This is a genomic window from Glutamicibacter sp. HZAU (genome assembly GCF_004100365.1).
Lineage (GTDB): Bacteria > Actinomycetota > Actinomycetes > Actinomycetales > Micrococcaceae > Glutamicibacter > Glutamicibacter nicotianae.
This window is the reverse complement of the sequence record NZ_SCKZ01000003.1, coordinates 352966-366487: the sequence shown is the minus strand read 5'-3', so window position 1 is coordinate 366487 and position 13522 is coordinate 352966. Positions and strand designations below refer to the sequence as shown.

The following is a 13522-nucleotide window of genomic DNA, read 5'->3' as shown; positions in this document are numbered from 1 at the left end:
TGCTTTCCAGACGAATATTCCCATAAATTCAGCAAGCACATTTCACAAATTTTCGCCTAAGGTTGCCACATCACTGAAATATGGATTTTTGGAGACGCATTGGACCTCGCACAGTTCGCCGGATTCCTCCTGGTATCAGTCACCTTGGCATGCACGCCCGGCGCAGACTGGGCATACATCATTTCCTCGGCACTGGGTAAAGCGAGCTATCACCCAGCCGTATGGGGATTACTCGCAGGTTACTTAGTTCATACAGCTCTCTTGGTGTGTGGAATTGCTGCCTTGGTAGCAAGTTCCCCATCCATTCTCTTGTGGCTGACCGCGGCCGGATCGCTTTATCTGCTGTGGCTGGGAATTGCGACTCTGCGTTCCTGCAAGACCGCGAAATTCTTTGATCCTGATGAGGCATCACCCCCAGAACCTGAAGCGCTGACCGGAAATTCTTCTCAATCCTTACCCGAACCGTCCAAGGGATCCGTGGCCCTGCTCGATAAAGTTGAACAACGGTCACCCCGCAGCCAATTCATCAAAGGCCTGCTCACCAGTGGCACCAATCCCAAGGCCCTATTGCTGTATGTGGCCCTCATACCCCAGTACTTGGATTCGTCCCAGCCGTTTCCGTTGTCCGTGCAAACAGGCCTGCTTGGACTGACGCATTTCTCGGTTTCAATCCTCGTCTACTTCCTCGTCGCATTGGCCGCTAGTGCACTGCTCCGCTCTCGGCCGATGGCGGCCCGCGTGGTAACACTGTGTTCCGGAATCATCATGATCCTCCTGTCCGCAGGCCTGATCTATGAGCAATTCTTCGTCGCATAGACAATATATTGAACACTGATCAAGACAATTGAACGGTGATCAAGTATGCTCGTTATCGATGGCAATCCGGCCATCGATAACGCAAGCATGAACTACTGCCCATTCAACGAATCAGATGTTCAAGCTATGATCCTCGCGCTGGAGCATTCGTGGAACTACCGCCAATACGATTCGAAAACGTCACGGTCAGCTTTGAAGAGCGCGACGTGCTCAAAGATGTCAGCCTTACACTCAACGAGCAACGCATTGGAATTATCGGGGCAAACGGCGCTGGAAAGAGTACGCTGTCGCGGCTCATCAATGGACTCGTACTGCCCACGCAAGGAGCCGTGCATGTTGGCGACCGGGATACGCAAAAGCATGCAAAGCAAATACGTCGCGATGTGGGTTTCGTCTTTCAGAATCCGGCAAATCAAATCATCATGCCTCTGGTTTCAGAGGACATCGCATTCGGCCTGAAGAATCTGCAGCTTCCAAAAGCCGAGAGGCAGAAGCGTGTACACGAGACTCTGGCAGAGCTGAACATCTCTCATCTTGCGGACCGTGAAAGCCACACGCTTTCAGGCGGTGAGCAGCAAATGGTTGCGCTCGCTTCCGTCTTGGCCATGCAGCCTCGAACCATTGTGTTCGATGAACCCACCACGATGCTAGATCTGCGCAACCGCCTTGCCTTCCAACGTGAGATCGCGAAATTGGAGCAACGCGCGATAGTAGTGACCCACGATTTGGAAATCCTCGAGGATTTCGACAGAGTCCTCGTTGTCACCGATGGCCGGATCGCATTCGATGGTCGACCTGATGAAGCGATCGCGAATTACCGCCAATGGAGCCATGCATGATCGCTTCCAAAAATTCTTCGTACCTAGCTCGCATAAAACCCGGATGGAAATTCGGAGCCCTATTGGTACTGAGCATCAGCCTTTATTTGATTGAATCGTGGCAACTCTTGTTGCTGTTATTCATACTGAGCATTGTCCTGCTGTTGTCGGCCAAGGTTGGGTTCAAGCAACTGCGCATGCCATTGGTATCGTTGGCCATGATCCTCAGCGTCGTATTTATTCTCCTGGGATTGCAAACCGATTGGGGCAATGCCATAGTTTCGGTTCTGCGGCTCCTGACCATGTGCTTGTTTGCGTATTCTGTCAGCCTGACCACAAGCTTCGACGCCATGCTGGAACTGTTCCAGCAGGTTGCATCTCCCCTGCGTTACATCGGGGCGAATCCTGCGCAAATCGCCTTGGGTTTATCCATGACCATCCGCTTCATTCCGGAATTGAAAAAGGTGTATCTGGAAGTTCGCGAAGCGCAGCATGCTCGTGGCCTGGGCAACAACCCGTTGGCCGTGAGCGTTCCGCTAGTGATCAGGTCACTAAAGATCGCAGACGAAACAGCTGAGGCGCTCGACGCCCGCGGCTACGATTCAGCTCCAAATCAACGCTAGTCCCATGCTTCCTTCAACCTCACTCGCACTGACAAGGAATTCTTATGCCAACGAAAACTGACTCAACATCGCAGACGCGCAACACTGTCTATGTAGCGGTCTTTGCAGCGATGATCGCCGCTATGGGGCTCCTCCCGCCAATAACTCTGGGAATCATCCCTGTGCCGATTACCCTGCAAACTCTCGGTGTCATGCTGGCCGGTGCGTTGCTTGGGCCGTGGCGCGGAGCATTGGCCTCACTTGTCGTGGTTGTCCTGTCATTGGCTGGATTGCCCCTGTTATCTGGTGGACGCGGAGGGCTCGGCGTCCTTTTCGGGCCGACCGGAGGTTACCTCGTTGGATGGATTTTCGGCTCCCTCGTTATCGGAGCACTCTTCAAATACTGGGTGCTGCGCAATGAAAATAAGGGTGTCCGATTCGTGACCGGACTGATCTCGGTGCTCTTCGGTGGTGTCGTTGTCATCTACTTGTTCGGAGTTCCGTGGACCGCGGCTACTACCGGACTTGGTCTGGGAACTTCGCTGCTGGGCTCGCTCGGCTTCCTGCCAGGGGACGTCTTCAAGGCTGTCGTGACGACATTGGTGGCATTGACCGTGCATCGCAGCTACCGCGGGTTGATGGGCTAGTTCCGTGGACCTGTGGCAGTCGCTGGCGAGGTGGGCCGACCAACAACCGGATCACCTTGCCGTGCTGACTCCTGGAAGACAGCTGACCTACGGGCAGCTGAAGAGGAGAAGCAGCGTTATCGCCCGGCAACTGGATTCATTGCCGAGCATTCGCATCGGGGTACGTACCAGCGACCCGATAGAAATGGCCATCGCCTTCTACGCGATTGCGGCCAGTGGCAAAACGTTGGTTGTGATTGACCCCGCGTGGCCCGAGAACTTGGCAAGCACGATGGCAGCCAGGCTTCGCTGCAACTACGTGATTGCATCTCCGAATTCGACGACATTGCCCGGGGTATCGAGCCTCACGGCATTTCCAGAGTCGCCGGCGGTCGGCGACTACGTCGAGTCCGCGGGAAACTTATCCGGTTCCCGCGACTTGCTCGTCATATGCACTTCGGGAAGCTCATCGCGGCCCAAACCTGTAGTCCGGACGGTTGGCTCCTGGGAAGAATCCTTGAGCGCAGGTTCCCGAATCCTGGGCGCTTCACTCGATCAGGCCACGCTCTGCCCGAGTCCAATATCCCATGGCCTGGGACTGTACGCGATGGTCGAATCCGTTCATTCTGGCGGCACATTCTTGGCTACCGGAAAATGGGATCTGAACGGTGTGAGGTCGTTGCTCTCCCAGTCCAGCTGCACCCGCATCGTCAGTGTCCCGACAATTCTCAGCAGGGTGCTTGAGCTGTCCGAACCGGCCACGCTGTCCAACCTGCAAGTAGTTGTCAGTGGCGGCGAGACGCTGCACCAGGGAACTGTGCAATTGCTTCACGAGATCGCCCCTATGGCACGTTGCGTTGAATACTTCGGAAGCAGCGAACACAGCCTCATCGCCTATCGCGAGCGCAATCCCGACCAGCACGCAGCACCGTATTTCGAAGGCCAGTTGTTTCCAGGAGTTCGGGCACACATCCATGGCAAAGATTCTGCTACCGGTTTCGGCCTGCTCTATATCGATAGCCCTTTCAATGCCAAAGGCTACGATGCCAGCTCGGGAGCGTCCGTTTCCCGATGCGGCAAGTCGATCGGCATCGGAGATCGTGCGATGCTGGCGTCGGGTTCAGCCCGCGTCGTGCTCGCTCGCCGCAACGACGAGATGATGAATCTCAACGGCAACAATATCCACCCCGGTGAAGTCAGCGCAGCACTGGAATCCGTCGGACTGCCCAACGCCATCGTACGACTAGATGAATCGGGTCCTGAACCCCAAATGGTGGCGTACACCGTTTCGCCACCACGCAGTCGGTCCACGCTTGTCTCCGGCCTCGGGCAACATTTGTCGCGATACAAGATCCCTCACCGGATTACGTACCTGAGATCGTGGCCGGAAACCTTCAGCGGCAAATTGAATACCGCGGCGTTGAATGACCAGGACTTGAACATCGAACGGAGCGACTGGCTCAGATGAACAAGGCATACATCATTGACGCGGCACGTACCCCGATCGTCAGGGCAGGCAAAGAATTCTCCCGGGTTGGTGCTGATCATCTGCTTGCGCAGGTGATCAATACGCTATTGGAACGAACCGGAATTTCTCCTGCTCAAGTCGACCATGTGTTTGCAGGAAACGCGGCTGGTCCGGGAGGAAATATTGCCCGCGTGTCTGCGTTGGCATCGGTACTGCCGAATACTGTCGGCGCGACTAGCATTGATGCCCAATGCGCTAGTGGATTGGACGCCATTGCAGCCGGTGCCCGAATGATCCGCTGCGGTGAAGCCCATGTTGTTGTGGCAGGCGGAGTGGAGTCCGTGAGTACGGCTCCGTGGCGCGTCGAAAAGCAATCATCCGTTGTCGATCCGCCAAGGCTATACTCGCGTGCGCGATTCACCCCGGCTCCCGATCCAGATCCCGACATGGGCGTTGCCGCGGAAGCCATCGCCCAGTCCAAGGCGATTACCCAGGAACGTCAAGACGAGTTCGCTTTGCGCAGCCATCGACGTGCCCTGCGCGCTCAATCTGCCGGACTCTTCGCGGATGAGCTCGTTTCCATCGGCACGAGTAGCGGACGAATCGCGTCTGACACCTGCCCCAGGTCCGGGCTGACACTCCGAAAGCTCGCAGCACTCAAGCCCGCCTTCGTACCCGGTGGCACGGTCACGGCGGGAAATTCCTGCCCGATCAATGACGGGGCGGCCGCGGTGATCTTGGTCAGCGGACAAATGCGCCGGGCACTGAACGCGAACTTTGCACTGCGATATCTGGCCTCAGCGCACGGTGCTTGCGATCCCCAGGTTCTCGGAATGGCGGCAGTGCCGGCTTACCGAAAGCTGATCAGCCTCTTGCCGTCTGCCACCGCATCCGGCACTCCCCTCATTGAATTCAATGAAGCCTTTGCCGTTCAGGCGCTCGCATGCCTCGATGAATTGGGAATTCCAGAGCAAAACGTGAATCTCAATGGCGGAGCCTTGGCATTGGGCCATCCATACGGTGCCAGCGGTGCAATTCTGACTACACGCTTGTTTTGGCAGTCGCAGCAGGCCCAAATGGATGGCCAGCGGGCCATCGCCCTCATGGCTGCTGCCGGTGGTACCGGAAGCGCCCTTGCATTCGAGTCAACTCTCCATCTGGATTTGAATGACTGTTGAGTTAGATATTGAACCCTAGTGCTCTCATCTGATCCCGACCATCATCGGTAATGCGCTCCGGACCCCACGGCGGCGTCCAAACCCAAGTCAGATTATGATTATCGACGAGATCTTTCAGTGCTTCATCGATCTGCGCTTCAAGAATATCGGTCAGCGGGCACGCAGGAGTTGTCAATGTCAGGTCAATTTCCAGAACGGAGTCGTCACCAAAACGCAGCCCGTAGAGCAGGCCCAAATCAACGATATTGACTCCCAGCTCGGGGTCAATCACGTCCTTGAGCGCCTCTTCGATTTCTCCTAACGGACGTGCTGCATGGGCACTTGCATCTGTCGCTGTTCCAGTCATATCGAACACCCCAATCCCCCTAAAGGTACGCCTAATTTAATTAAACGCAACTTTACGCACGTTTTTCTGATCTTTCGACCCTTTCAGCAGGATGCTCAGGGCGAATACAGCAGAGGCTCAGCGTTAACGAACAAAACCGCGTACCCTTTCGGTGATACGCGGTTCTGTTCTCTTCAGGCGTGATTAGATGTTGAAGCCCAGGGCTCGCATCTGATCGCGACCGTCGTCGGTGATTCGTTCTGGACCCCAAGGCGGCATCCAGACCCAGTTCAGACGGTGGTCGTCTACAACGCTCTCCAGCGCCTTGGCAACCTGCTCTTCGATGATATCGGTGAGCGGGCAGGCGGCGGTGGTCAACGTGAGGTCCAGCAAAAGCACACCGTCATCAGCGTACTTCAGGCCATATAGCAAGCCCAGGTCGACAATGTTGACACCCAATTCCGGGTCAATGACGTCCTTGAGCGCTTCCTCAACGTCTTCCAGAGGAGTCGTAGCGGCTCCCGTGCTCTGTTCGGTCGATTCGCTCATGACTGTACCCTTAGGCCTTGACGTTCAGGTAACGGTCGTAGCCTTCTTCTTCCAGACGGTCAGCCAGCTCCGGGCCGCCCTGTTCGGCTACCTTGCCATCAACGAACACGTGCACGAACTCTGGCTTGATGTAGCGCAGGATGCGAGTGTAGTGGGTAATCAGCAGGGTGCCCATCTCGTTCTCGTCCTGGGCGCGGTTGACGCCCTCGGAGACAACCTTCAGAGCGTCGACATCCAGGCCGGAGTCGGTCTCGTCCAGCACTGCGAACTTAGGCTTGAACAGTTCCAGCTGCAGGATTTCGACACGCTTCTTCTCACCACCGGAGAAGCCTTCGTTCACGTTGCGCTGCGCGAAGTCGGCATCGATCTTCAGCTTGGTCATCGCTTCCTTGACGTCCTTGGTCCAGGTACGCAGCTTAGGAGCTTCGCCGTCGATTGCGGTTTTGGCGGTACGCAGGAAGTTGGTCATGGTTACGCCTGGCACCTCTACCGGGTACTGCATAGCCAGGAACAATCCAGCCTTTGCACGCTCGTCAACGCTCATCTCCAGGACATCTTCACCGTCGAGGGTGATGGAGCCGGAGGTGACGTTGTAGCGCGGGTGGCCAGCGATGGTCGATGCCAGGGTCGACTTGCCCGAGCCGTTGGGGCCCATGATTGCGTGGGTTTCGCCGGTCTTGATGGTCAGGGTTACACCCTTGAGAATTTCCTTCTCGCCCTGCTCGGTGTCAATCGAGACGTGCAGGTCCTTGATTTCCAGAGTAGACATACGTCGTTCCGTTTCTTTCTAAAAAGCGCTAAGGCTAAAAAGCTGGTGAAGCAGGCACTAGCTAGTTGCTAGTTGCAGCCAATTCTTCTTCGATGGTTTCGGTCAGACGCTCCTGCAGAGCCTCATCGCCAATCTGCTGAACAATTTCGTTCAGGAATCCGCGCACTACCAGGCGGCGAGCGGTCTTTTCATCGATACCGCGAGCCATCAAGTAGAAGAGGTGCTCGTCGTCGAAGCGGCCGGTGGTCGATGCGTGGCCAGCACCATCGATCAGACCGGTTTCGATTTCCAGGTTTGGAACCGAGTCGGCGCGGGCGCCATCGGTCAGAACCAGGTTGCGGTTTGCTTCGTAGGAGTCGGTGCCCACAGCAGCCTTCTGGATCAGCACATCGCCAACCCAGACGGTGTGCGCGTCCTTGCCCTGCAATGCACCCTTGTACAGCACGTTCGACTTGCAGTTGGCCACAGCGTGGTCAACGAACAGGCGGTGCTCCAGGTGCTGGCCGGCATCGGCGAAGTACAGGCCGTACAGCTCGATCTCAGCGCGTTCGCCGGTGAAGCGGGCCGATGGGTTCACACGAACCAGATCGCCACCGAAGGACACTGCGATGTGCTTGAAGGAAGCGCCAGCTGCAACAAGTGCCTGCTGCGAGGACGCGTGGACTGCGTCATCTTCCCAAGCCTGCAGCGAGATCACGGTCAGGCGCGCGTTGGCCTGGACGTCGAACTCGACATTCTGCGCCAGCACTGCCGAACCTACGTGGTCCAGCACGACGGTAGCTTCGGAGTTCTCCTCGGCGACAACGATCACGTGCTGGGCTGCCGCTGCCAGCGACTCGCCGGTGATGCGCAGCGTTGCCTTGGCACCCTCGGCATTCTTCGGGATGGTAACCACGTGGGTCTCGGAAGCGTACTTCCAGGCGTTTGCAGACACACGGTCATCCGGGGTGTGCGCAACGCCGTTCAGGGCGTCGTCTGCCGCAACAACCGACAGCTTGGCGGTGTCGTTGCCGGTCAGCTCGATCTTCGGAGCTGCGCCGGTGAGTTCATCGGTGTGCAGGCCCTTGAGGCGCTTGAGCGGGGTGAAGCGCCAGTCCTCTTCACGGCCGGTCAGCTTGGCGAAATCCTCGACGTTGGTGCTGGTCAGTCGACCGGCACGCGAAGAATCCGGAACGCCAACGCCGCCGCCGTGGCTGTGCGCCTTGGTGGAGGCGCCAGCCAGCGGCGAGCCGCCGTTGTCGTTGATCGGCGAAAGGTCTTCGCCCTCTTCGGTGAAACCAGGAATCGATGGTGCGCCGATGCGCGCCTTCTCTTCTGGGATATGGGTGGTGGTCTCCGACATTCTTAGCCGACCGATCCTTCCATCTGAAGTTCAATAAGGCGGTTCAGTTCCAGCGCGTACTCCATCGGCAGCTCGCGTGCGATCGGCTCGACGAAGCCGCGCACGATCATTGCCATGGCCTCGTCCTCGGCCAAGCCGCGGGACTGCAGGTAGAACAGCTGTTCCTCGGACACGCGGGAAACCGTTGCCTCGTGGCCCATGGTCACGTCGTCCTCGCGGACGTCGATGTACGGGTAGGTATCCGAACGCGAGATCTGGTCAACCAGCAATGCGTCGCAGACCACCGAGTTCTTGGTGCCCTTGGCGCCTTCCTGGACCTGCACCAGGCCACGGTAGGCCGAACGGCCGCCGTTGCGGGCCACCGACTTGGCAACAATTGCCGAGGAGGTGTTCGGCGCGATGTGGACCATTTTCGAGCCGGTGTCCTGGTGCTGGCCTTCGCCGGCGAAGGCGATGGACAGGGTCTCGCCCTTGGCCTGCTCGCCGACCAGGTAGACAGCCGGGTACTTCATGGTGACCTTGGAACCGATGTTGCCATCGACCCATTCCATGGTGGCGCCTTCTTCACAGACAGCACGCTTGGTCACCAGGTTGTACACGTTGTTCGACCAGTTCTGGATGGTCGTGTAGCGAACGCGGGCGTTCTTCTTCACGATGATTTCCACAACAGCCGAGTGCAGGGAGTCCGACTGGTAGATCGGCGCGGTGCAACCCTCGATGTAGTGCACGTACGAGCCCTCATCGGCAATGATCAGGGTACGTTCGAACTGGCCCATGTTTTCCGTGTTGATGCGGAAGTAGGCCTGCAGCGGGATTTCCACATGGACGCCCTTGGGAACGTACACGAAGGAGCCGCCGGACCAAACGGCGGTGTTCAGCGAAGCGAACTTGTTGTCGCCTGCTGGAATGACCGAGCCGAAGTACTCCTGGAAGATCTCCGGGTGCTCCTTCAGGCCGGTATCGGTGTCAAGGAAGATGACGCCCTGTGCTTCAAGGTCCTCGCGCAGCTGGTGGTAGACGACCTCGGACTCGTACTGGGCGGCAACGCCGGAAACCAGACGCTGCTTTTCAGCCTCGGGAATGCCCAACTTGTCGTAGGTGTTCTTGATGTCTTCTGGAAGATCTTCCCACGAGGTCGCCTGCTTCTCGGTGGAACGCACGAAGTACTTGATGTTGTCGAAATCAATGCCCGAAAGGTCTGGACCCCAGGTTGGCATTGGCTTGCGGTCGAAGTACTTCAGCGCCTTCTGGCGACGCTCCAGCATCCATTCTGGCTCGGACTTCAGGGCGGAAATGTTCGCCACAACGTCCTTGTCGACGCCACGGCGTGCATTTGCACCCGCGTCGTTCTTATCTGCCCAGCCGTATTCGTAATTGCCGATTCCGTGGAGTTCGGGGTTCTTCTCCAGAATCTCGGAAATTACACCCGGGTCGGCAGACTCCTGTGCAATCTGATCCGTCATCGCGGCCTCTCCTGCTTCGTGAACTGAATTCGAGTTCTCTTCTCGGCGCGCATCGGCGCCTTTTCACGCCCCACAGGGATGTGGGTCGTGCACACGTGTCCGCCACCGGCCAGGGTCGACAATCGTCGAACATCGACACCCAGCAAGCGGGCGAACATTTCGGTTTCCATGTCGCAAAACACCGGAAACTCTCGTGCCAAGTCTTGTATCGGGCAGTGCCCCTGGCATAGCTGCACGCTATGCATCAGAGCAGATGCCACTTTGGTATCCACTTTTCGGGTGTATCCCACGAATCCATCGGCACTGAGCAAATTGCCCAACACTTCGGCTCGTGCTTCCAAACCTTCAACGCCGACCAGCGCCTTGGCGTACCGCTCTTCCATGGATGCGAATCGATTACGCGCAAACTTGCGAATCGCGTCCTCGCCAGCCGCATCCCCGAGCATCTTCAATGCATCGGAAGCGATCTCCAGGTAGTCGTTGCCCAGCTTCGTCTGACCGCGGTGCGAAAGCACGTAGCGGCGGGACGGGCGCCCAGCACCGGTCTTCTGGTTGGCTACCAGCTTCACCTCGACGAGTCCCGATTTCGAGAGCGCGTCCAGGTGGCGACGGACCGCAGCAGGCGTGAAGCCCAGCTTGCTTCCAAGCTCGGCGGCACTGACCGGTCCGTCCTCTAATACTGCGTATAGGACGCGGTCACGCGTGCGCTCCTCGGTATCCCCAACTGCGCCAACCGTCGCGGCAGCGGAGCCACTAGCTGATTCTGAATTTGATGAATACACAACACAATCATGCGTAAATTTTTACTCTAGGTCTAGTAAGGAAGGACTTACTAAGGGCAAGCTTGCCCGACTAGGGCGTTGCCTGCTTCAAACCTCTTGCACTTCCATTGTCTCGCCCCCTTAAGCGGAACTCGAGGCTTGGTGACCAACCACTCAACTCAGCCAGTTCGACATGTCGTAGAATGTTCTAGTGTCTTCTGTATCCCCCAGCCTCGTCATCAACGAGCTGGCCAAAGATTTAGGTCCAGTCCCCGCCTTGGACAATCGCATGCTGCGAGTCCTGGAGTCCGTGTCCCTAAAAGCTTTCCCCGGTCAGGTCACCACGCTTTTAGGAGCTAACGGAGCTGGCAAGTCCACAACCCTTGCCTGTGCCCAGGGGCTGCTTCAGCCCGAAGGCGGCACAGTCGAACTCCTGGGCCAGAATCCGTTCGGCGACAACCCCGAATTGCGCTCTCGAGTCGGCGTCATGCTCCAGGATGGCGGGTTGCCTCCGTCAATGCGCCCGATTCCGCTCTTGCGGCATGTCGCATCCCTCTATCAGAAGCCCATTGACATTGATGCGTTAATCACACGCCTGGATCTCGAGTCATTTGGCACCCGCACGATCCGCCGTCTATCCGGCGGCCAGAAACAGCGCGTCGCATTGGCAGTCGCTCTGGCCGGAGATCCGGAAGTGCTTTTCCTCGATGAGCCAAGCGCCGGTTTGGACCCGCAGTCGCGCCAGGTGGTTTTCGACCTCATTGCCGAACTTCGCGATGCTGGCAAGACCATCATCTTGACGACCCATCTCATGGACGACGCACAACGCCTCAGCGACTATGTCTACATCATCGACAAGGGCTGTACCGTGGCGCAGGGCACCGTTGCGGAGCTGACTGCCCGCGCTGCCGAAGACCAGGACACCCGCCCGGTCTCCTTCTCGGCCCCAGCTGGCCTGCAACTGCCTGAACCGCCGGCAGGATTGCGTCTGGAAGAGACCGCCGCCGGCCAGTACCGCCTCGACGGGGTCAACTCCCCCGAACACTTGAATTGGCTCACGCAGTGGTGGCTGAAGGAAGGCATCTTGCCAACCGAGCTTAATCTCCAGTCTCGAAGCCTCGAAGACGTTTTCCTCGAAATCGCGATCAAGGAGGAAAAAGCATGAGCCAAGCACTCACGCGCTCCAATGCTGTCTCGCCACTGCGCAGAATCCTGAACCAAGGCCGATACGAATCCATCCAGATGCTCAGCAATGGCGAGCAACTCATTCTCGCTGTTGTCATGCCGCTCATTGCACTGTTCGTGCTCACCCTCACCGATCTGGTCAAGGACGTGGCCGACCGAAGCATTGATGCAGCTGTACCCGGCGTGCTCGCCCTCTGCGTCATTTCAACGGCATTCACCGGACAGGGAATCGGGACAGGTTTTGACCGCCGCTACGGCGTGCTGACCATGTTCTCAACGACCCCATTGGGAAAAACCGGACTGATTTTCGGCAAGGTCATTGCAGTGCTGTCCGTCTTGTTGATCCAGGTCGTCTTGATCTGCTCAGTCGCGCTGCTGTTCCTGGATTGGCATCCGAACCCCTGGGGAATCCTCCCGGGTATCCTCTTCCTGCTCTTGGGTGCAGCGGCGTTTACCGCGCTAGGCCTGCTCATTGCTGGCACCGTTCGCCCTGAAGCGACGTTGGCCATCACCAATCTCGCCTGGATCCTGCTGGCCGGCGCCGGCGGCGTCCTGTATCCCTTGAGCATGGCCCCAGATTGGGCACAGCCGACGCTGAATGCACTGCCTTCGGCAGCGCTGGGCGACGCCATGCGCGATGCCCTCATCCATGGCCAGTTCAGCATCGCTGGACTGATCTTCTTGATCCTTTGGGCAGCAGCCGGCTCCTTTGCAGCCATCAAGCTGTTCAAATGGAGCTAACCACCACTCAATTCCAAGAGGGAGATTTCCTTGTCTTCAGTCCAAGCCAAACAGAGCTGGGCCGATAAGTTGCCCGCGAAGGTAAACCGCCTCGTGCATGGTCTGGCGATCGCATCCTTGATCTCGCAGATTGGCATTATCGTCACCGGAGGGGCCGTACGGCTTACCGAGTCGGGACTCGGTTGCTCACATTGGCCCAACTGCGTCCCCGGCTCGATGACTCCTGTTCCGGAAATGGGTATCCACGGCATCATCGAGTTCGGCAACCGACTGCTGACCTTCGTCCTGCTGGTCATCGCCGTCGCTTTCCTGGTCTCCATCTGGAAGATGCGCCCGACGCACCGCACCTTGCACAAACTCGCCGTCGGCTTGCTCGCCGGCATCGCACTTCAGGCCCTTGTCGGCGCCATCACCGTATGGACTGGCCTGAATGCCTGGGTTGTATCGGTGCATTTCCTGATTTCCGGCGCTCTGGTCATCATGGCCACGTTCCAGGTGAACCGTACGGCCAAGGAACTGAAAAGCCGGGAGATTCCGCGGAGCACCAAGTCCATCGGCCAGATTTCATTTGCCGCATGGATCTTCTCGCTGCTCGCTGTCGCGTTCGGAACCGTCGTTACAGGCACCGGGCCGCACGCCGGAGATGCCGATGCTCCTCGCCACCTGTTCGACCCACTGTTCGTAACACGCTTGCACACGGCTCCGGTGTACTTGCTGGTCGCCGCCACCGTTGTTGTACTCATCTTGGCCTACAAGCAGGGCGGAAACAGCCAGCTCCGCAACGCCATTTGGTGGCTCGTGGCCGCTATCGCGGTTCAGGCAGCGATCGGCTACATCCAGCACTTCAATGGCCTGCCAGTTGCCCTCGTTCTCTCGCAT

General features: G+C 57.8%; 15 protein-coding genes. 9 read left to right on the top strand and 6 right to left on the bottom strand.

The features are described from left to right. Positions 1–99: 99 nt before the first annotated feature. The 6 genes from EKH49_RS06405 to EKH49_RS06380 all read left to right on the top strand — a co-directional run bounded on the left by EKH49_RS06405 (position 100) and on the right by EKH49_RS06380 (position 5508). Positions 100–816 (top strand): LysE family translocator, encoded by a 717-nt coding sequence (locus tag EKH49_RS06405; protein ID WP_128470166.1) that lies wholly within the window; start codon positions 100–102, stop codon positions 814–816. Positions 817–965: 149 nt separating this feature from the next. After that, positions 966–1655, top strand: a complete 690-nt coding sequence (locus tag EKH49_RS06400) for an energy-coupling factor ABC transporter ATP-binding protein (protein WP_128470165.1) — start codon at positions 966–968, stop codon at positions 1653–1655. Further along, the gene (locus tag EKH49_RS06395) at positions 1652–2257 is read left to right on the top strand and encodes an energy-coupling factor transporter transmembrane component T family protein (protein ID WP_161567462.1); all 606 of its coding nucleotides are present in this window, start codon (positions 1652–1654) and stop codon (positions 2255–2257) included. The genes EKH49_RS06400 and EKH49_RS06395 overlap by 4 nt, the downstream gene beginning before the upstream one ends. Before the next feature lie 44 nt (positions 2258–2301). Beyond that, positions 2302–2883 (top strand): biotin transporter BioY, encoded by a 582-nt coding sequence (locus EKH49_RS06390; protein ID WP_128470163.1) that lies wholly within the window; start codon positions 2302–2304, stop codon positions 2881–2883. Positions 2884–2887: 4 nt separating this feature from the next. Further along, on the top strand, positions 2888–4330 hold the full coding sequence (locus tag EKH49_RS06385; protein ID WP_128470162.1) for a class I adenylate-forming enzyme family protein: 1443 nt from the start codon (positions 2888–2890) through the stop codon (positions 4328–4330). Next, positions 4327–5508, top strand: a complete 1182-nt coding sequence (locus tag EKH49_RS06380) for a thiolase family protein (protein WP_128470161.1) — start codon at positions 4327–4329, stop codon at positions 5506–5508. Before EKH49_RS06385 ends, EKH49_RS06380 begins: the two co-directional genes overlap by 4 nt. A gap of 1 nt (position 5509) precedes the next feature. Here EKH49_RS06380 and EKH49_RS06375 read toward each other — a convergent pair whose 3' ends face one another. From EKH49_RS06375 to EKH49_RS06350, 6 genes are all read right to left on the bottom strand, one after another. Continuing rightward, on the bottom strand, positions 5510–5854 hold the full coding sequence (locus EKH49_RS06375; RefSeq protein WP_128470223.1) for a metal-sulfur cluster assembly factor: 345 nt from the start codon (positions 5852–5854) through the stop codon (positions 5510–5512). Positions 5855–6037: 183 nt separating this feature from the next. After that, positions 6038–6382, bottom strand: a complete 345-nt coding sequence (locus tag EKH49_RS06370; protein ID WP_038990789.1) for a metal-sulfur cluster assembly factor — start codon at positions 6380–6382, stop codon at positions 6038–6040. A 10-nt stretch (positions 6383–6392) separates the two neighbouring features. Then, positions 6393–7151 (bottom strand): Fe-S cluster assembly ATPase SufC, encoded by a 759-nt coding sequence (gene sufC, locus EKH49_RS06365; RefSeq protein ID WP_128470160.1) that lies wholly within the window; start codon positions 7149–7151, stop codon positions 6393–6395. A gap of 61 nt (positions 7152–7212) precedes the next feature. Then, on the bottom strand, positions 7213–8493 hold the full coding sequence (gene sufD / locus EKH49_RS06360; RefSeq protein ID WP_128470159.1) for a Fe-S cluster assembly protein SufD: 1281 nt from the start codon (positions 8491–8493) through the stop codon (positions 7213–7215). Positions 8494–8495: 2 nt separating this feature from the next. Next, positions 8496–9956, bottom strand: coding sequence for a Fe-S cluster assembly protein SufB (gene sufB, locus EKH49_RS06355; RefSeq protein WP_128470158.1), 1461 nt, complete (start codon positions 9954–9956; stop codon positions 8496–8498). Then, on the bottom strand, positions 9953–10738 hold the full coding sequence (locus EKH49_RS06350) for a helix-turn-helix transcriptional regulator (RefSeq protein WP_128470157.1): 786 nt from the start codon (positions 10736–10738) through the stop codon (positions 9953–9955). The genes sufB and EKH49_RS06350 overlap by 4 nt, the downstream gene beginning before the upstream one ends. A gap of 190 nt (positions 10739–10928) precedes the next feature. Between EKH49_RS06350 and EKH49_RS06345 the strand changes: the two genes are divergently transcribed. The 3 genes from EKH49_RS06345 to EKH49_RS06335 form a co-directional block, all read left to right on the top strand. Then, positions 10929–11882, top strand: coding sequence for an ABC transporter ATP-binding protein (locus tag EKH49_RS06345; RefSeq protein WP_128470156.1), 954 nt, complete (start codon positions 10929–10931; stop codon positions 11880–11882). Beyond that, a complete protein-coding gene (locus EKH49_RS06340) occupies positions 11879–12643 on the top strand; it encodes an ABC transporter permease (protein ID WP_128470155.1) in 765 nt (254 codons plus the stop codon). The genes EKH49_RS06345 and EKH49_RS06340 overlap by 4 nt, the downstream gene beginning before the upstream one ends. A gap of 93 nt (positions 12644–12736) precedes the next feature. Further along, a partial coding sequence (locus EKH49_RS06335) for a COX15/CtaA family protein (protein WP_236641058.1) occupies positions 12737–13522 on the top strand: 786 nt, incomplete at its 3' end.